This is a genomic window from Pseudoalteromonas sp. T1lg75 (assembly GCF_002964705.1).
Lineage (GTDB): Bacteria > Pseudomonadota > Gammaproteobacteria > Enterobacterales > Alteromonadaceae > Pseudoalteromonas.
Genome location: NZ_PQCD01000015.1, coordinates 296085 through 315237, shown reverse-complemented (window position 1 = coordinate 315237; position 19153 = coordinate 296085). Strand labels below are relative to the sequence as shown.

Here is a 19153-nt window from a genome sequence, read left to right as displayed (position 1 = left end):
GGCGTTCCAAGAGTTAGTCTTGAGGCGACAGATCGCCATGCAAAAACTTACAAACAAAGATGGCCTTACCGAATTGCTCATAGGAGCGTTTGATCTCGGCGCTAAGCACCGCCATCACGGTATCATAGTCACCAAAAACTTGAGTTGAGAGCGTATTGGTGATCACCTTGAGCTCTTTGTGTTCATTAAGACGGTCGATAAAGTCTTTAATAAAGGGAATATAGTCTTGATGAAGCGGGTACTTACTGATTTCAACGGTCAGTTTCATGGGCATGTCACTAATAATAAAGAATGTCGTTATTGTAACCTGAACCCGAGCGTTGCCAAAATTTCGCCGTGACTTTTATCCTCTTTCACTGTTCGCCCGTCATTGCATAAACTGGATTCACACATTCCAGGCAATAAAAAAGCCCCTAATTAGGGGCTTTTTTCCTTGCTGCGCTCAGGCAGCTAATTAGCAGAGAAACCTTGTTTAGCCGCGAACTCGACGTACGCCGAACAGGGCCAGCAGTGACATCAACATAAAGATGCCGGTGCTACCGCCAGAAGATTTCTTAACCTCAGGCTCTGGAGTCACAACCTCAGGCTCGACGCCATCGGAAGCCACACTCAGAATAAAGGTTTGCGATACGCTGTCGCTGGTGTTGGCCTTATCACGTACGGTTACCGTTACTTCCGTGTCACCGTGGAAGTTCGCGTTCGGGATAAGGTTAAATGACATGCCATCGATTTCAGCGCTGATGTTATCGCCGCTCACCAAAAGTTCGTTTGGTGATTGGTCCGCATCAAGTACCACCACTTCGATACCATCGATACGGCCGTTTTCTTCTACTGCCATATCATCAAGGGCTGACATTTTCAGGTTACCTTTAACGCCAATGGTATGAGTTAAGGTTTTCGCTTCGCCACCGAGCTCATAGGCTAAGGTGATCTCCTTATCGGTTCCCGCCGACTCTGGGTTAACGGTCGCTTTGAAAGAGAATTCCACTTCACTTTGCTCAGGACCCACATAGTCGAAACAGATCACTAGATCGTCTTTAAGCACCTTGCCTAGGTCGTTGTAACCAACCACATTGTAAAGGGCACCATCTTTGAAGCCAGCCGTGCCCGAGTAAGCACTGTCACCGCCTTCGATCATGATCACACCCTCATCAACATTGGCACCCAGGTTGTCATAGGCATATATAACCTCGAACTTATCCTTATGGTCATCGATACCGCTGCGCAGGATCACCTCATAGTCATAGGTTTCACCGGTACGTTTGTCGGTCACGTTATCGAATTCCATAAACAACAGGTCACCTAGGTCAGGACGCTCTTCGGCATACTGTGATGCTATGGTTAGACCGGTAGGGTCGTAAGGGTCACGCTTGTTAGCGATTTCGAACGAGCCACGCCAGAATGGGGCCAGGGCTTCAACCAGGAAACCAGGACCACGGTGTTGGCTCATCATCCACCACAGAGGTGTAAACTGCATGGCACCGGTTGGGTGTAAACGCACTTCGTTGTTGTTTGCCTGGTTGTAGACTTCAAACTTCGCGCCTTGCTTATAGAATAACCAGTCAATTGGCACATCAAAGTACACGTTAGAGCCACCTTCATACCAAGGTGTGGTCGGCTGTAGACGGAACTCGCCCTGAAGGTCGATGTAACCACCGGTAGAGAACTCGTCGATCATCGGAGTCTTACAGCTGGCATCGGTGATGTTATTGGTCACTTTATAGTCACGCTTAACATTGCGGGTTGCCTGCTGAGTACCTGCAATAGTCAGTTTGTTGCCTTCAACCTTAATCATCTCGGCAACTTGCTCGTTGTTCGAAGTCATGGTTTCAGACCAAAGCTGCATCCCCTCAGGAATAGTCAACTCAAAGTTGTAATCACGCTCTTGAGACTCGTAGTTCGCCTTCAACTTCACGTTCACATCAAGCACATCCATGGCACGAGCAGCATCTTGGCTCACGTTTAGGGTCAGTGCTTCACTGTCGTGATTAAAGTTCAAAGAGGTAAAGCCCAGTGTGCCTTCGGCACCCGGTGCGTTGCCTAGAGCAAAGCCACCGTAGTAAACATCACCCATTTGCGATTCAGGCAGATCCCAGTTAATGGCGATTTCATAGTTGCCGTTGCCACTGTGTTGTTCTGGCGCAGACACATCAAAGCCACCATTATATTCATTGCCGATTACCGCATAGTGCGTTTTGGTGCGATATTCATAATCACGCGGCGCAGCTAAAGCAGCAGTAGCAAACCAGTACTGGCCTGGCTCAGGGTCAATAATGTTACAGTAGTTGTCTTCAACGCTGCTTGATGAATAACAGATCATTTCCGCATTAAGCGCCTTGATCAGGGCTTGTGGATCTTCTGCAATCTCTTCATCGCTGACCATGAAAGAACCACTGTTGTTGGCATCAAAACCAACGATAAGGTGGGCTTTCTTGGTCTGCCAGCGTGGCTCAACAACATCACCTAGGTTTGATGTTTGCTCCGTAGAGGCTACCTTCACCATTAGACGTTTAGTGCCTTCAGGAACGGTAATTGACTGGATGTCCCAAGCGCGCTCAACACGGTCCTTAGTCACATAAGGGCCTACACCGATTACGTCCGCTTCGATGGTGGTTGGTTTCACCAAACCATAATAGGTTGGCGTCAGCTGGCTGTAGCTGTCGGTGTTAACAACAATCGACTCAGAGGCCTTATTGCGCGCCATATCGATATCCACGGATTGCGGCAACTCATCCAAGGTGTTTTTCGCTACCAGGGTAAAATGTGCATCCGGCGATTGGCCATCAAGATTGTTAAACACGACCTTGCCGTTAAACCAGGTGTCTTTATTTAGGGTGTTTTCCCAAGGCGCACCAGGCTCTGGTGCATCTAGCTTATGCTCGATGATGTTTGGCAACTTCATGGTTACCATGACATCTTGAGTTTCGCCGGCTTTCAATGTGAAGCTGCTTGGTGATACTTCCACCTCAACGCCAGCGCTTTGGTCTTCACCTTGTACGCCCCAGCCGAAGCCGCTAGCCTGCCATGAACCATCTTTGGTGGCTTTGACGGTACGCATCCATGAACATTCAAGCTCACAGTCTTGATTAACCAAAGAAGGTAGGTTCAACCATTCAACCAAACCGCCATTGCGCGGGTTAGCTTCTTGATAGTTCTCAATGGTTTCGTCCATCACCAGACCGGCATTGGCTGCCTGCGCCACATCGATAGAACCGCCACCGGCCATAAAGTTGTAGTAAGGGTCAACCATTACCACGCCGTTGAAGATCTGAACCTTATTGGCCGTCATCATCAATGCCGATTGAATTTCTGCCGGTGTCCATGTTGGGTGCATCTGCATCAACAAGGTCATGGCGCCGGTTACGTGCGGAGTCGCCATCGAGGTACCGCTCATAAAGGTCCAATCCGAAGCGGTCGGGTTGGCCGTAAACGGCTGATCATCGGCATTAGCCGCGTAAATATCAACGCCCGGTGCGGTTACATCCGGTACCAGGTTGTTGATATAACGACTTGGACCCATCGAACTGAAGATAGCCAGCTCATTGCCCTTCTCTGGGTCAAACTCGTAGGTATTCACCGGCTCACCTATGGTGGCGATCGCTTCGCCTACCGGGTTGGCGTTAACCCAGTTACGAATGGCCCAGCGCGCTTGCGCGGACAGGTGGATCCCCGGTATAACATAGTTATCGGCCACCACATTATCGCCATAACTGGTATTTTGCAGGATAAAACCACCGGCACCACCGGCCGCCACGTTTTCGGCTTTCGCTACACGGGCAATGTCACCGCGCTCACAGACAACGATTTGATCTGAGGTAAAGGTTCCCGCAGGGAAAGGTACGTTACAGCTGGCCGCTGTATAGGCATCATTCGGATTAGGATCTTCAAAGTTTTCCGCTAATACCACAGGACCTGTGATCCCACCCGAGTGGCTTTTACCCGCATATTCGCCATTAAACGGTGCACGCGCACCCTGGAAGTTATTGATAACCTTGTCACCCAATGACATAACACGGTCATGGGTTGATGCACCTACGGTGGTTACCCAAGGTGAGGTGTGGTCCGCTGACATGTAATAAGGGCCCGAGTTACCAGCCGCAGCTGCAACCGAAATACCCGCCTTACGAGCGCTTAAGAATGCCAGTTCCATGGGATCTTCCCAAGGGAAGGATTCACCGCCACCGATTGAGAAGTTAATGGTATCTACACCATCGGCAATGGCATCTTCAAAGGCAGATAGAATCGCTGATTCTGGACAGCCCGCATAAGGATCGCCACCACTGCCAGGCCAACAGACCTGATAAGAGATGATATGGGCACGTGGCGCAACACCGCTGGTCTTTTCAAACGTGAAAGGCAGGTCGATACCATCGCTGGTCACTGAACCATCTATGGTTTGCAGTGGTGTATCTAGCAACTCATTACCCGCAGCAGTGCTGGCGGTATGAGAGCCGTGGCCATTGTAGTCTTCGCCGTTTTCTGGGCGACGATTTTTATAACCAAAAATATAATCGCTGTTGGCAACGGTGATCTCCGGGTAAGAGCGCACACCAATCAACTTATCGTTACACAACTCTGGCGATTCAACACAGTCACCGATGAAGTTACCAGCACCAAATGGGTTGGTCTTAGCGTATTCTTCGTCGCCAGCAAAGGCGATGTGGTCGGTGTTAACACCGGTATCCAGGATACCCACAACCATGCCTTCACCCTTAACGCTTAGCGATGAGGCCGGAACCTGACCCTGCCAGAGTTTATCGGCACCGATGAATTCTGGGCCACGATCGGTACGCAATTCGAAAATACGGTTTTCGGTAATACGCTTAACGCCGCTTTGCTTGGCCAGCACCATGGCGTCTTCTTGCGTCATGGTCACGATCATCGCGTTGTTAGCCAGCGTCAATTGCTGCTTCATTTCGATATTGGCGCCATTCGATTGAGCGCGGCTAAGTACCTTGTTTTGCTGGTCTTGCAAGTAACGACGGTAGCTTTTCACCTCGGGTGAACGCACATTCAAGGTTGAGCGACCCACCATGGTACGAGTGGTCGTCAGGGCCGTGGCCTCAAGACCTTGTATATCGCCTTGATAGTTAACCACGGCATCGTTTTGTAGCTGTACTATGTAGGTACGCTTGCCGGTCACCCCATCTTTAGGTGTGAAGACATTCTTAGGTGAATTATCCTGATAATGTCTGTTTAGCTGACCCACAGAACCAAATAGGGTTTGCGCTTCTTTTGACTCTTTGTAATTCGCTAGGTCTTCAGCGGTAAATACCGGGGTGTAAAAAGAGCCGGCAGGCGCTTTTTCAAAGCCCGGTTGTGCGGACGCGGCTCCCCCAGCCACGTACATAGCGGTTAGCATCGCAATGGTGCTTTTGCGACCCAACCCCTTTAAGTTTCTATTCTTGTTGGACATGTTGTATTCCTTGATAAAGATTTGCGCACATGTTGCGCTAGCGCAGTAGGGTACGTTGCGCCGGACAAAGAAAACAATATGTAAACAGACGGCTATAACCCCTAGGAATAAGTTATGACCAAATCGCTGCTCTACATGCCTTGCTATACAAGGCATGAGCAAACATGTACCAAAGTGTGCATTAAGGTACCATTTTGTACTCATGCAGTTTATCGCAACAATAATTCAACTTTTGTAATTATCGCGCTCACTTTTTTAGGTTCAGCTTTGGGGAATTATGATCAATTATGGCAATTACCACCTCGTTCATCACAGGGCTAGCAAATCAGGGTATAGTGTTAACAAAATCACCTTGTTAGCCCTTAATTAGCCCGAAGATGAAACGAATTGCCATTATTGAAGACGAAGCCGCCATCCGTGACAACTATGTAGAAATGCTGCAAGGACAAGGCTATGAAGTCCAGGGCTTCGCCGACAGGCCCAGTGCCGAGCTGGCGCTGAGCGAACGCTTGCCGGATCTGGCCATCGTCGATATTGGTTTGGGCAATGAAATCGATGGCGGTTTTATGCTGTGCCAAAGCTTGCGCGCGCGCTCACAAACCCTGCCGATTATTTTTTTGACCGCCCGCGACAGTGAAATCGATACCGTGTGCGGACTGCGCATGGGCGCCGATGATTACCTCACCAAAGACATCAGCATGGCCCACCTAGCGGCACGCATCGGTGCTTTGTTTCGTCGCGTCGAAGCGCAAGACTCACCCAGTGAACAGGACGACACCCTGGTACAGGACAAGCTGGAACTGAACCTAAAACGGTTACGCGCCAGCTGGCTGGGCCAGGCCGTGGATTTAACCGTCACCGAATTTTGGATGGTGCACTCCTTAGCCAAGCGCCCAGGTCATGTAAAGAGCCGGGATGAGCTTATGAGCGACGCCAAAATTTACGTCGACGACAGCACCATCACCTCCCATGTAAAACGTATTCGCCGTAAATTTCAGGCGCTCGATGCCCAATTCGATTGTATCAACACCGTATATGGCATGGGCTATCGCTGGGAAAGCAAATAAATGGCACGTTTGGGTTTGGGACTACGCAGCAAGGTTGTTTTGCTGTCGTGCTTTTTACTGGTGCTGCCCTGGCTCGGCTATGAATATGTCTGGGAAATGGAAAAGTATCTGCGCAAGGGCCAGGAAAAAACCCTGGTCGGAACCACCCGAGCGCTGGCAACCGCCCTGCATGAGCGACCCGCGTTATTTGAAAACGCCAGTGAGTTTACCGCCAAGGTGGAAAAGGGTCGCGATCTCTACGCCTACCAGATCAACAATGCTATCCGTCTTGATGGCGAGCTTGGCGACTGGGCACCCTATCAAAGCCTGATGTGGCAATACCAGGGTAATTACCTGCAAACTCCAAACCCGGAGCATGATGACAGCAACCTGTCCTTCGAGCACATGGTTGGCAAGTATGGACAGCACCTGTATGCGGTGTTTGCGGTGCAGGATAACCAGGTTCGCCTGCGGCCGAAAAATGCCCTTAGTCTGGAGCGTAACGACCATTTAAAAATCGCCATTAAGTCTCCCGATGGCGAGCTGAAAAATTACATAGTCGCCACCCGTGAGGATGGCTGGGTAAATGCCTTTAGCCTGCCCGAGCTGACTCCTTATAAGGATATTCAGGGCTATTTTCGCCAGACCGAGCAAGGCTATAACATAGAACTGCGTATGCCGCTGTCCATGCTTGGCAACAAGCTCGGCTTTGCCATCAGCGATTGGGATGATGGCCAGCAAGAGCGTCATTTAATGGCCACCTCGAATATTGACGATGCCAATACTCTAGGCACTGTGCTGCTGCCCTCACCGGAGATTAAACGCATTATCAAGGGCATGGGCCACAGTGGCAGTCGCATCTGGGTGGTCGACAAACACCACAGGGTGCTGGCGCAATCGGGCACCATTCAACATGCCGACGGAGTCTGGTCCAGCTCTTTACAGGAGCAAGATCAAGAGGGCATGTGGCAGCGCTTCGAGCGGCGCTTTTTGCACCCACTGTATTACCAAATCCTGACCAGGCCACCCAGTGATTTTCTTGATATTTTGCATGATGTGGCGGCGCTGCAAGGCAGTCATATCGCCAGTGCCCTGCGCGGTGAGCCCGCCTCAAATTGGCGCCTGACGCCGGACAATAAAGCGGTGATCCTCTCCGCCGCCTACCCCATTTGGGGTAACGATCAGGTGTTAGGGGCGGTTATCGCAGAAGAGACCACCAATGGCGTGCGAACCTTACGCAATAAGGCGCTGGAGAAACTCTTTAACGTGATTATCGCGGTGATGTTGGTGGGCACCATCTCGCTATTTTTCTTTGCCTCGCGCATTTCCTCACGTATTCGCCGCTTACGCGACAGTGCCGAGCAGGCCATTGATGAACAGGGCCGAGTGCGCGCGCAACTGAGCGTGAGTAACGACAGTGACGAAATCGGCGACCTTTCACGTAGCTTCGCTAATATCGTTAATCGCCTTGGCGGCTATACCCATTATTTGGAAAATATGTCGTCGCGCCTTTCTCACGAGCTACGTACTCCGGTGGCCGTGGTGCGCAGCTCGCTGGAAAACCTGCAGTTGATCGCCCATGAACCGCAGCAACAAAAATACCTGCTCCGCGCCCAGGAGGGGGTCGCCCGCCTGAATAAGCTGATCACCACCATGAGTGAGGCCACTCGGTTGGAACAGAGTATCAACACCTCGGCGCGAGAGCACTATGATCTCACCCAGGTGCTGCAAGGCTGTATGCAGGGCTATCAGTTGGCCTACCCACAGGCGCACTTCGCCGTGGACATCACCTCGGCAGCGCTCCCGGTACAAGGCGCTGCCGACTTTTTCGCGCAGTTGCTTGATAAGCTAATCAACAATGCCCTGGAATTTGCCGAGCCCGATAGTGAGATTGAGGTCACCTTGGCACAAGAGAGCAATCAGGCCCAACTCTGCATTAGCAACCTAGGGCCGCAGCTGCCCAAGGACATAGGTGAACATATTTTCGATTCCATGGTCTCGGTGCGCGAGCAGGACAAGCAGCAACAGCCACACCTGGGGTTAGGCCTGTACATTGCTCGTCTGATTGTTGATTTTCATCATGGACAGATACGCGCCAGCAACCGCGAGGATGGTCGCGGCGTCACCCTGCGCGTTGATATTCCCTTGTGCTGATTCAGAATCGATTAACCAAAGGGAGTGTAGCCTTAGTGGTAAGTTAGTCATTACTCACGGATTGCATATGCAAGGCCAAGTCCTATTACCTGAAGAGCTTGAATATATTATGGCGCTGTTTCGCGAGCACGACAGCGGCACCGAGGAAGGTGTCTCGGCATCGATAAAGCTTGAATCTCAGGACGAGGCTTAATTACAATAACGCTCTTTATCCGCACGTGAAGTCGCTTGTGAAAAAACATCAGGCCAAAAAAGAGCTCGCCCTGCTGCCCATTCTATTTATCGCCATCGCCCTGTGCGTCGGCGGGCATTTCGTTTTACAGCCCAATTATCAAGATAGCAACCTGGTGGAATATGCACTGGCAGCCTTGCCTTTTGCATTGTTCGCCTTGGTGATCCTCGCCATCCGCATCGCTATCAAGCAAGAGCAAAGCGACGACTAAAGTACATGGTAGCCGAACCAGTCCGGATGCATGGCTTGTGCCTGATTACTGGGGGTAAGGTGAATATGATACTGGCCGTCGAGCAGATCCAGGGCAAAGCAATCATCCACCTCATGTAAATCATCTTTATGCTGATGACTCATGTCGGTGAGCAAACGCTGTTTAACTCGTTGCTTTGCCTGCTCGGCGCTGGATGCCACGGTCAGGGTAAAGGCATGTTGCTCGGCCATGTCATCGGCACGATAACCACCTAAATTTACGAAATAGAGGCGCTCACTGCGCTGTTGCGGCGCATCACCCAGGCTCACCGCGTAACCGTCGATATGGCGCACTGCCATATAGCTGTCCATATGCACGCTGTTTTTATTGCCGACCCACTGGGCTTTGAGCTTGCCGTAGCAATCTTCTATGCGCTCGCCAACGACAAAACGCACGTCGTGCATCTCGATATGACAGCCCTCAATACGCCCGCCGAGATAAACCATAAATAATTGCATCGCTCACTCCTTTTGAATTGTGCTGGCGGCATTATAACGGGTAATCAGTCGCGGCTGAATTGCTCCACGTCGATCTCATGTTTTTTGATCAGCTTATAAAAGTCGCTGCGATTGCGTTTGGCCAGTTTGGCCGCCTGGGCCACATTGCCATCCACCATTTTCAGGACATTGATCAAGTACTGACGTTCAAACTGACGCTTAGCCTCGTTTAAAGCAATGGGAGAGCTGGCCTCGAGCTCACACTGCAAGGCCATGGCCACCTGCTGGGCGCTTATCAACACCCCGGGACTCAGTGCCACGACTTGTTCTATCACGTTTTGCAGTTGGCGAATATTACCGGGCCAATCGTGGCGTAATAGCAAGTCCATGGCATCATCGCTGAAACGCTTCACCCCTTGTTGCTGACGGGCGGCAATTTGCTCACAAAAGTGATGCGCCAATAGGGAGATATCCTCGCGACGTTCGCTCAGCGGTGGCAAACGCAGGTTCACCACGTTTAAACGATAGTAGAGATCCTCACGAAAGCTGTTTTCGCGGATCGCCGCCGGCAAATCCTTGTGGGTGGCCGACACCACTCTGACATTAACCGGAATTTCCTCACTATGACCGACTGGACGAATCTTTTTCTCTTGCAGTACGCGGAGCAGTTTAACCTGCAAGTTCAATGGCATATCCCCTATTTCATCCAGAAACAGGGTGCCATTTTGGGCCTCGGAAAATAGCCCCACGTGATCGGCGGTGGCCCCGGTGAAGGCGCCCTTTTTATGACCAAACAACTGGGATTCCAAGAGCTCGGCAGGCACAGCGCCGCAGTTAATGGCGACAAAGGGGCCATTGCTGACTGCACTGCTCTCATGCACGGCCCTGGCCAACAGCTCTTTACCCGTACCACTGGCCCCCGAAATCAATACATTCACATCAGTTGCGCCGACCATACGTACCTGCTCCAGCAGGTGGTACATAGTGGCGCTACGGGTCACTATATAGGGGTGACTGGCTTGCTGCGATTGACCATGTCCCTGGCCATGCAGACGCACCGCTTTTGCCAGGGTGTCGATCAGCTCATCCTTGTCGATAGGTTTGGTCAAAAACGCAAAAATACCTTGCTTGGTGGCGCGCACCGCATCGGGAATGGACCCGTGAGCTGTCATCATCACCACAGGCAGGCTGGGGTAAAGTTGTTGCACTTGCTCGGCCAGTTGCATGCCGTCCATGTCATCCATGCGCAAGTCGGTCAACACCACATCAAAGGTTTGCTGTTGCAGCTCACTCAATGCCTGGGGAGCGCTATTGGCCGTGATCACTTCATAGTCATTGGCCATCAGCCTTATGGTCAGTAGTTTTAATAAACTGACATCATCGTCAACGAGTAAAACCCGTGCTTTAGAACTCATTGTTATCCTCCTGCTGAGAGGCACGTTGCAGCAACTGCTGCTCGATGGCCGCCAGCGACGACAGGGTCTTTTGCATTTTTTCCTGCATTTGCTGCTGCTCTTGACGCAGCTTAGTAAGTTGTTGCTGTTGTTGGCTGTTGGCCTGAAGCTGTTGCTTCAGCAGCCAAAAGTACCGGGCGCTGGACTCGGGCCAGTAATACTGACCGCTGATCACCTCGAGCTCGCTAAGCAGCTCATCCGGGCTACTTTGGCCGCGCAAACACAATCGGGCGAAGAACTGCTTCAGCCTGGGTGCCGCCACATATTCCTGTAACTCAGTGGCCGAGGTAAAACCACCGCACTGCTGTGCATGCCACTGCACCAGTTGCTCTGCACTGGGATAGATGGGCTGTTGCTTGGGTCTGGGTTTAGGGTTGGGGGCCTGCTTTTCAAGCTCACCTAACTGACCACCGGCCTCCGTCGTTCTTGGGCCAGGCAGTTGACAGCCCAGACTCAACAAAGGCACCAGTAGCACGACCACACACTTGGAAAATTTCAACATTTCGACTCCACTAGCAACTAAACTTAAGCCTAAAACAACTGCCCTGAGGTGAGCCTGAATGGATCTGCACCTCGCCATTGAGCTGATTGACGCATTCCTTGACGATGGACAAACCCAAACCACTGCCGGCGACGCTACTTCCCTTGGCCGCCTGTCCCTGATAAAAGGCATCAAACAAACGTTCGCGCTCGGCCTCTTTTATACCCGGGCCCTGATCGACCACGGCTATTTCCAGCTCCTGTTTAGAACGCTCTATATGAACCTCAATTTGCGCCCCGGTCGGTGAAAACTTAATGGCGTTTGATACCAGTTGCACCAAGATCATTTGCAGCAATTCACCATCAAGCGGTAACTCTTTTAGCTCAGGCGGACAACGCCATAACAGGGTTTGCTTGGCCAGGTGCAGGCGCTCGGCAAAATGCTCCTGCACCTGAGCTCGCAAGGCATCCAGTTGGCAGCCCTTGGTACTCAGGGTTCGCGCCTTAATGGCATTGTAATTAAGCAGGTTTTTAATCATCTCATGAAGTCGTTCGGTACTTTGACTAATGAGCTGTAATACATCTTGCTGCTGCTCGTTAATAGGACCCACCAGCTGTTCTTGCAATAAATCACAGCCCTCAACCATAGAGGCCAAGGGCGTTTTTAGTTCATGAGTTACATGACGTAAGAAGGTGTCTTTTTGCTGCTCTAAACTTTGCAATTGTTGCTGCATCCAATTGAGTTTTTGTCCCAACTCTCGCAGCTCTTTGGCACCGGTCAGCTGGATATCCACATCCCAATCACCGCGACCTAATTGGCTTATCACCCGGGATAAATATCCCAGGTTGCTGCTTAAACGCCATAAATAGCCACCGCCGAGCAACAGCACAATGGGCACCAGGGCCACCAGCCAATTAATAAAACTTTGCTGCAGATCCGTGAGCGCCTGCTGCGCCTGGTCAATTTGCTCCTTGGTATGGCTATGAAGCCAATTGCCATGGCTGTTTAATTGTTGGCGTAGCGGGGCGAATAACTCGGCATTGGCCTGCTCTTGCTGCTCTATATTTTCTCTGGTGGCCACAAAAGTGGACTGCAGCTGCTGCCACCGTGCCAGTTCATTCTTTGTATTGGCCGCCTCCGTCTGTTGTGCCAACAGCGCATCGGCCTTCTGCCATTGCTCACTGACCGCCTTACTCAGCTGCTCGCTTTTTAATACCCAGTTTTGCAACGTAGCCCGCTCCAAGGACTGGAACAGCTGCTTAAACTCATTGAATTGTTCATTCTTTTGATAACTGCTTAATACCATCTGCTGGGTATTGACCATATGCTCGTCAAGGGCTTGTAAAAAAACCACGACCACCAGCGCCAATGGCACCAGAAGAATGGCCACGCCGATAAAGAATTGGGCAAACAGGCTTGGGCGCCAGTGCAGCATACGAAAAATCACCGAGACTCCTTGTTGCCAAAAAGCGAAAAACTAACTAACTGAAATTTAGTAAAAAAAATAATGGAAACCATAAAGTGTTGCAAAATAGCTACAACCTGTCCGCGTAATTACGCAACCTAAAAATATAACCAATTGAAAAATATGAATTTTAAAAATTGGCACTGAATTTGTTAGGAAAGCGGCCCTGCGGTCTAAAGACCTTACACATACATATATAAATGAGTTTCAATTAAGCCACTATGAATTGGAGAATACCGTGCGACGTGTAGTTTTAGTCGTAGCTTTAATCTTATGTGTTACCCTAGTCAGCGCTAAACAGCCACCGAAGTCGAGCTCGGCAATGAGCCTTCCAGCTAATCTGTCGGTTGACCCAACACGAGCAAGGCCTGACAATTCACAACCGACACCTAAGCCGCAAGCAGCCGAGGGCCAGCTTAGTCTCAACAATTAGGCAGTTAATCTTATTCTCCTTGGACAAGGTGATAAACTTGGTTAGGCTAAAAACATAAGATGCGTAACCTGTACGCTAGGATTTTTACATGAACAAAATTGCAGTACTGATTTTAAGCACCTTGATGCTTGCCCTCTTCACCATCGCGGTGCAGGCAGGCAGTATCGAGTCGCGCTTTAAAGAGTTAGACCGAAACCGCGACGGCGCTATCAGCAAGTCGGAAGCCGCACAAGAACCGGCTTTGTGGTCACGCTTTAGCAGCTATGATCAAGACAAAGACGGCAAATTGTCGTTACGCGAATTTACCAATTACGCCCGCCAATAAGGCACGGCCTTACGCCGTAAGCTGCAATTAGCCAATAAAAAAAGCGCCTGAAGCGCTTTTTTTATTGTTCGGATTTCTTACCCTTGCTCTTCACGCAAAAACACCGGCTCATTTTCCTTGGCCGTGGCTTCGGCACTAAAGTAATAACCAGCGCTGGAAAACTGCTTTAGTTGCGCCAGGGAATCCACCTTATTTTCCATGATATAACGGGCCATCATGCCACGGGCCTTTTTCGCGTAAAAGCTGATCACCTTATATTGACCATTCTTACAGTCTTTAAATACCGGCGTAATAATGTCGGCGTTCAGTGCTTTTTTGTCCACCGCCTTAAAATATTCGTTCGAGGCAAGGTTGATAAGTTGTTTAGCACCGCTTTGAGCCAGGGCTTCATTGAGCTTTTCGGCAATGATACTGCCCCAGAATTGGTATAGATTAGTGCCTCGGGGGTTTTCCAGTTTAGTGCCCATTTCCAAGCGATAGGCCTGCATTAAATCGAGCGGCTTAAGCACCCCGTACAAACCGGAGAGAATGCGTAAATGCCCTTGTGCATAATCAAGCGCATCATCACTGAGGCTGCTCGCTTCCAATCCAGTGTAGACATCACCGTTAAAGGCAAAAATGGCCTGCTTGGCATTGTCGCTGTTAAACGGCCGAGACCATTCACTAAAGCGGGCGGCATTTAAACCGGCAAGCTTATCGCTTATCTTCATCAGGCTGCCGATTTGTTGCGGTGTCAAATCGCGACACACAGAAATCAACTCTTCACTGTGGGCCAGCAACTCGGGTTGGCTATGCGTTGCAACCGGGGCTGCGGTTTCGTAATCAAGGTTTTTTGCAGGGGAAATAACTGTGATCATAATTGCTGTTGACTTGGCTCTGTAATAGTGTCAATTTCAACATTAAATAAAGCAAAGATCACGCTTTATTAAAGGGTCTGTTGACTCTTAATCGGTCTGCGTGCCATACGCTCTCGCCTAATCGGCGGCGACCGGTTCACTTTGATGTTTTTTAAGTAACATCAATCCCCTGGCACGGACAATTGACCTCCCCATGGTTGTCACTAAGGTGCAACATTAACTACATAACCTATAAGTGTTTATCTATTTGCCATAGGCACAGACGATAAACTCCGTAGACGCTATATGCTTGGAATGAGGAAAGCACATGACTACAGCACTACAAGAGTTGAAACAACATTCAACGATTGTTGCCGACACCGGTGATATTGAAGCGATACGTAAGCATCAACCCCAGGATGCGACCACCAACCCATCACTCTTACTTAAGGCTAGCGAAATCCCAGCCTATCAACCCTATCTAGAGAAGGCCTGGCAATATGCTCGCAGCCAAAGTGATGATACCGGCGCCCAACTGGCACTCGCCTGTGATTACTTCGCCGTATTGATTGGCAAGGAAATCGCCGAGATCGTTCCCGGTTATATTTCTACCGAAGTCGATGCGCGTCTGTCATTCGATACCCAAGCAAGCATAGTGAAAGCGAAACAACTTCTAAGTTTGTATGAACTTGAGGGCGTGGGTCGCGAAAAGATTTTAATTAAGATAGCGTCGACCTGGGAAGGGATTAAAGCCGCCGAGCAATTGGAAAAGGAAGGCATTCGTTGCAACCTGACTCTGCTCTTTAGTGAAGCCCAGGCCCGCGCCTGTGCCGATGCTAACGTCTATTTGATCTCTCCCTTTGTTGGCCGTATTCTCGACTGGCATGTGGCCAATGGCATGGAAAAGCCAAGCGATCCGCTGGCAGATCCCGGAGTGCAATCGGTGCGCAGCATTTATGAATTTTACAAAGGCCATGGTTATGAAACCATCGTCATGGGTGCCAGTTTCAGAAACACCGGCGAGATCCTGGCATTGACCGGCTGTGACCGCCTAACCATTAGCCCGGCCCTGCTTGAAGAGTTAGCGCAGTTACCGGAAAACAAGGAATACCAGCTAACGCCACCGACTTGTGTGGCGCCTAAACCTGCAGCCCTAAGTGAAAGCGAATTCCGCTGGCTACATAACCAAGATGCCATGGCCACCGAGAAACTAGCAGAGGGCATACGCGCCTTCGCCGAAGCGCAAGAGGAGCTCGAACGTCGTTTCTCTTCCCTCTAATTTTCTTCCAAAATATAACGCCAGCAAACTGCTGGCGTTACCCCCACCTCAACGGTAATAAAAACATCACTTCTCTGTAACTTAAAATAAACAATTTCGTTTTATTTTTGCACTTTCTATGGTATAGATTGATTGCGTTAGTTATACAGGAGAGTGTCATGGATAGTCTGAATGAACTAATAAAAATAATAGAAGGTCCAGAGACCAGAAAAACTTCCGGTCGTAATAAAAAACGTAAATGGCGCGAAATAGAAGCACTAAAAGATAAACAGCGTCTTCGTAAAGAACTGCAGGAACTCGATCTGTTCAGCGATGATATCGCCTTAGAAGAACTCGATTTCTAATAAAAAGGAGCAATTTGATTGCTCCTTTTTTTATGGTGTTAGTTTAGCTGGGTAAGGTCCAGTCGATAGGCTGTTTTCCTTGCTCTGCAAGCAGGGTGTTGGCCTTTGAAAAGTGGCCACAGCCAAAAAAGCCTCGGTGTGCAGACAAGGGAGACGGGTGCGGCGCTTTAAGCACAAAATGCTTATTGGTGTTGATATGCTTGCCCTTCTTTTGAGCGTGCGCGCCCCAAAGTAAAAAGACAATGCCTTCACCTTGCTCGTTCAGTGCCGCGATCACCTGATCGGTAAAATGCTCCCAACCCAAGTGCTTGTGAGAATGGGCCTGACCCTGCTCCACCGTAAGCACGGTATTGAGCAATAACACTCCCTGCTCAGCCCAGGACTGTAAGTACCCGTGCTCTGGAATATTAAAACCATTAACGTCTTGCGCCAATTCCTTGTACATATTAGCCAAGGACGGGGGCGGCTTGACCCCGGGCAACACAGAAAAACATAAGCCATGAGCCTGGTTTGGGCCATGGTATGGATCCTGGCCTAAAATCACCACCTTAACGTCGTCAAACTCGGTGACGTGAAATGCCTCAAAGACCTGTTCTTTGGGCGGATACACGGCAACGCCCGCATCGCGGCGTTGCTGCACATAATCTAGTGTCTCTTGAAAATAGGCCTGCTGCTTTTGCGCTGCCAATAAATCGGACCAGGATGTCATATAAGCTCTCGAATAAAAAAGACGGCTCCGAAGCCGTCTTGTTAATGCTAAAGCTAGCTTACCAAATTAACCGAGTTTCGCCAGCATCGCCTCCCGCAATTGCTGATAATCGGCATCCATGGGCTCGGCTAAGCAGGGCTTGGCAAGGGCATCGGCGAGCGCCTTAGGCATATCCAAAGAAATACCCAAAATATCTTCCACGCTGTCTTTAAACTTGGCCGGATGAGCGGTGGCCAAAAAGATCCCCTGCTCACCCGAAGCCAAATCCGCCTTTAGCCCCTGGTAGGCAATCGCAGTGTGGGGCTCGGCCATATAGCCCAACTCCTGCAACTCGCGCATCGCCGCCGCAGTGGTGGCTTCGTCCACACTGTGAGAGAAAAAGTCGTTATAGCCAAACTGCCCACTGTCCAGCATCACCTGCACTCGCGGCCAGTTGTTTGGTCGGCTTACATCCATGGCATTGGACAAGGACTCTTGCGTTTCATTCGGTTGCCACTGCTTGGACTCCAGGTAGCGCGGCACGGTATCGTTTTGATTAGTGGTGGCCGACAACTTGCTGATAGGCAAGCCGATCACCGCCGCTATCATGGCCGCACAGACGTTACCAAAGTTGCCGCTGGGCACGGAAATATGCGCCTGTGCCCTTTGCTCTTTCGGTAGTTGCGCGACCGCTTCAAAGTAATAACAAACCTGCGCCACCAGGCGGCTTATATTGATGGAGTTTGCCGAGTTAAGGCCGAGACGCGATTTCAGTTCTTCATCCAAGAAGCCCTGCTTCACCATGGCCTGACAATCGTCGAAGGAACCTTTAACACTGTAACAATGCACGTTGCCGCCGAGCGTGGTAAAGAGTTTTTGCTGTGCTTCGGAGATCTTGCCCTCGGGGTAGAGGATCACCACATCGACATTCTCTTTACCATAAAAGGCATGAGCGACCGCAGCCCCGGTGTCACCACTGGTGGCGGTTAAAATGGTGACCTTCTCGCCTTGACTAAACTGCGCCAGACACTGAGCCATAAAACGCCCACCAAAATCTTTAAAGGCCAAGGTTGGGCCATGAAACAGCTCTAAACAATGGAGGTTATCGGCTACCTTGACCAAGGGCGCAGGGAAAGTAAAGGCCCCCGCGACCATGTGCGCCAGGGTGTCATCGCTCAATTCATCCCCTAACAGATGACGCAATACCTTGGCACTGCGGGTAACAAAGTCGAGTTCCAGTAAGGCATCAACATCCGCCAAGGGCGTCAGCTCGGTAGGGAAAAACACCCCTTGATTGCGACCTAGGCCAGTTTTTACCGCCTCAACAAAAGACACCACTTGCTCATTATCTTGCAAATTATATAACTGCATTACCCTAGTTCCTCATTCAATTCTCTGGTGCCGGCCCAATCGAGTTGGCAAATATGGCTAAAACCTTGTTCATTAATATAGTGGTCGCTGAGCCACTGCTGGCACAGCTCGGCGCTGGCCAGGTTGTCGCATAGCGCAAACAGTGTCGGCCCAGCGCCAGAAATACTGACCGCTTTGGCGCCTAGCTGTAACAGCGCCTGTTGCGCCGCGCTAAAGCCCTCAATGAGTTGCGCTCGATAGGGTTCGGCCACCGTATCTATCATGATCGACAGCGCCTCTTCGCTGCGCTGTTGCAGCATCAAAGTACAAAAAGCACTGAGGCGCTGAGCAAATTCAACACTGTGGTGCATATCCAGCTGCTTTGGCAGCACGGCTCGCGCCTTGGCGGTGTTAAGCGTAAACCCGGGAAAGGCCACCACCGGATACCAGTTATCCGGGGTCATAATGGCCAGAGACTTACCGGGAATAAGCTCCGCCGTCAGTTGCAGGCCACCCAAATAACAAGGTGTGATATTGTCGTAATGGCGGCCGCCGCTGACCTTGGCCTCAAAGTCGGCCATTAGCTCGATCAATGCCTCATCACTGAGCCCTGTGCCGGCAAACTTATCCAATGCAGCAATGGTTGCCACCACGGAGCAGGCACTGGAGCCCAATCCCGAACCCACGGGCAGGTTTTTTACCAGCTCTAAACGCACCGCTGGCATATCCGGGGCCACCGCCTGTTTAAAATGCTGCAAACACATATAGGCCAGATTTTGCTCTGCCTGCGCCGGTAGCTTATGGGCATAAGGGCCGGAGCAGACAAACTCGGTGGTCGTGCTGGCACTGACCTTAACCAGATCACCGAGCAAACTGCCATCGGTGGGCGCAATGGCGGCACCAAGGGCGTCAAAACCCACGGCAAAATTACCTATGGAAGCCGGAGCATATACTTGAATCATC

17 protein-coding genes are annotated in these 19153 nt (G+C 50.6%); 7 read left to right on the top strand and 10 right to left on the bottom strand.

What is annotated here, in order from left to right:
- Window positions 1-13: 13 nt before the first annotated feature.
- Together C2M36_RS04135 and C2M36_RS04130 are read right to left on the bottom strand one after the other, a co-directional pair.
- Entirely contained in the window at window positions 14-268 is a 255-nt protein-coding gene (locus C2M36_RS04135; RefSeq protein WP_105188085.1) for a YkoF family thiamine/hydroxymethylpyrimidine-binding protein, read from the bottom strand.
- Between the two features lie 204 nt (window positions 269-472).
- Window positions 473-5416, bottom strand: coding sequence for a S8 family serine peptidase (locus tag C2M36_RS04130; protein WP_105253812.1), 4944 nt, complete (start codon window positions 5414-5416; stop codon window positions 473-475).
- Between the two features lie 377 nt (window positions 5417-5793).
- On the opposite strand from C2M36_RS04130, the gene pdsR reads away from it, so the two are divergent.
- From pdsR to C2M36_RS04115, 4 genes are all read left to right on the top strand, one after another.
- Window positions 5794-6483 carry a proteobacterial dedicated sortase system response regulator gene (pdsR, locus tag C2M36_RS04125; RefSeq protein WP_105253811.1) on the top strand — a complete coding sequence of 230 codons (690 nt, stop codon included), beginning with the start codon at window positions 5794-5796 and terminating at the stop codon, window positions 6481-6483.
- Window positions 6484-8616 (top strand): proteobacterial dedicated sortase system histidine kinase, encoded by a 2133-nt coding sequence (pdsS, locus tag C2M36_RS04120; RefSeq protein ID WP_105253810.1) that lies wholly within the window; start codon window positions 6484-6486, stop codon window positions 8614-8616. It begins immediately after the preceding gene.
- Between the two features lie 67 nt (window positions 8617-8683).
- Window positions 8684-8809: a hypothetical protein gene (locus C2M36_RS17060; protein ID WP_267894653.1), complete on the top strand. Its 126-nt coding sequence runs from the start codon at window positions 8684-8686 to the stop codon at window positions 8807-8809.
- A 37-nt stretch (window positions 8810-8846) separates the two neighbouring features.
- Window positions 8847-9059 carry a hypothetical protein gene (locus C2M36_RS04115; RefSeq protein ID WP_105188086.1) on the top strand — a complete coding sequence of 71 codons (213 nt, stop codon included), beginning with the start codon at window positions 8847-8849 and terminating at the stop codon, window positions 9057-9059.
- On the opposite strand, the gene C2M36_RS04110 is transcribed toward C2M36_RS04115, so the two are convergent.
- The 4 genes from C2M36_RS04110 to C2M36_RS04095 are packed head-to-tail and all read right to left on the bottom strand — an operon-like array spanning window position 9056 to window position 12917.
- A complete protein-coding gene (locus C2M36_RS04110) occupies window positions 9056-9556 on the bottom strand; it encodes a DUF1543 domain-containing protein (RefSeq protein ID WP_105253809.1) in 501 nt (166 codons plus the stop codon). The two genes, C2M36_RS04115 and C2M36_RS04110, sit on opposite strands and share 4 nt — an antisense overlap.
- 44 nt (window positions 9557-9600) lie before the next feature.
- Entirely contained in the window at window positions 9601-10950 is a 1350-nt protein-coding gene (locus tag C2M36_RS04105) for a sigma-54-dependent transcriptional regulator (protein WP_105253808.1), read from the bottom strand.
- A complete protein-coding gene (locus tag C2M36_RS04100; RefSeq protein ID WP_105253807.1) occupies window positions 10940-11491 on the bottom strand; it encodes a hypothetical protein in 552 nt (183 codons plus the stop codon). The genes C2M36_RS04105 and C2M36_RS04100 overlap by 11 nt, the downstream gene beginning before the upstream one ends.
- A gap of 10 nt (window positions 11492-11501) precedes the next feature.
- Window positions 11502-12917, bottom strand: coding sequence for a sensor histidine kinase (locus C2M36_RS04095; protein ID WP_105253806.1), 1416 nt, complete (start codon window positions 12915-12917; stop codon window positions 11502-11504).
- 539 nt (window positions 12918-13456) lie between these two features.
- Between C2M36_RS04095 and C2M36_RS04090 the strand changes: the two genes are divergently transcribed.
- Window positions 13457-13693 carry an EF-hand domain-containing protein gene (locus tag C2M36_RS04090; protein ID WP_105253805.1) on the top strand — a complete coding sequence of 79 codons (237 nt, stop codon included), beginning with the start codon at window positions 13457-13459 and terminating at the stop codon, window positions 13691-13693.
- 77 nt (window positions 13694-13770) lie between these two features.
- On the opposite strand, the gene yaaA is transcribed toward C2M36_RS04090, so the two are convergent.
- A complete protein-coding gene (gene yaaA / locus C2M36_RS04085) occupies window positions 13771-14550 on the bottom strand; it encodes a peroxide stress protein YaaA (RefSeq protein WP_105253804.1) in 780 nt (259 codons plus the stop codon).
- Between the two features lie 307 nt (window positions 14551-14857).
- On the opposite strand from yaaA, the gene tal reads away from it, so the two are divergent.
- Window positions 14858-15808, top strand: a complete 951-nt coding sequence (gene tal, locus C2M36_RS04080) for a transaldolase (RefSeq protein ID WP_105253803.1) — start codon at window positions 14858-14860, stop codon at window positions 15806-15808.
- Window positions 15809-15966: 158 nt separating this feature from the next.
- On the top strand, window positions 15967-16152 hold the full coding sequence (locus tag C2M36_RS04075; RefSeq protein WP_105253802.1) for a DUF3545 family protein: 186 nt from the start codon (window positions 15967-15969) through the stop codon (window positions 16150-16152).
- 43 nt (window positions 16153-16195) lie between these two features.
- Here the strand turns inward: C2M36_RS04075 and ung are convergent, their stop codons facing one another.
- The 3 genes from ung to thrB form a co-directional block, all read right to left on the bottom strand.
- Complete coding sequence (gene ung, locus C2M36_RS04070; RefSeq protein WP_105253801.1) at window positions 16196-16861, bottom strand: uracil-DNA glycosylase; 666 nt, start codon at window positions 16859-16861, stop codon at window positions 16196-16198.
- Between the two features lie 66 nt (window positions 16862-16927).
- On the bottom strand, window positions 16928-18211 hold the full coding sequence (gene thrC, locus C2M36_RS04065) for a threonine synthase (RefSeq protein ID WP_105253800.1): 1284 nt from the start codon (window positions 18209-18211) through the stop codon (window positions 16928-16930).
- Entirely contained in the window at window positions 18211-19152 is a 942-nt protein-coding gene (gene thrB, locus C2M36_RS04060) for a homoserine kinase (protein ID WP_105253799.1), read from the bottom strand. Before thrB ends, thrC begins: the two co-directional genes overlap by 1 nt.
- Window position 19153 lies beyond the last annotated feature (1 nt).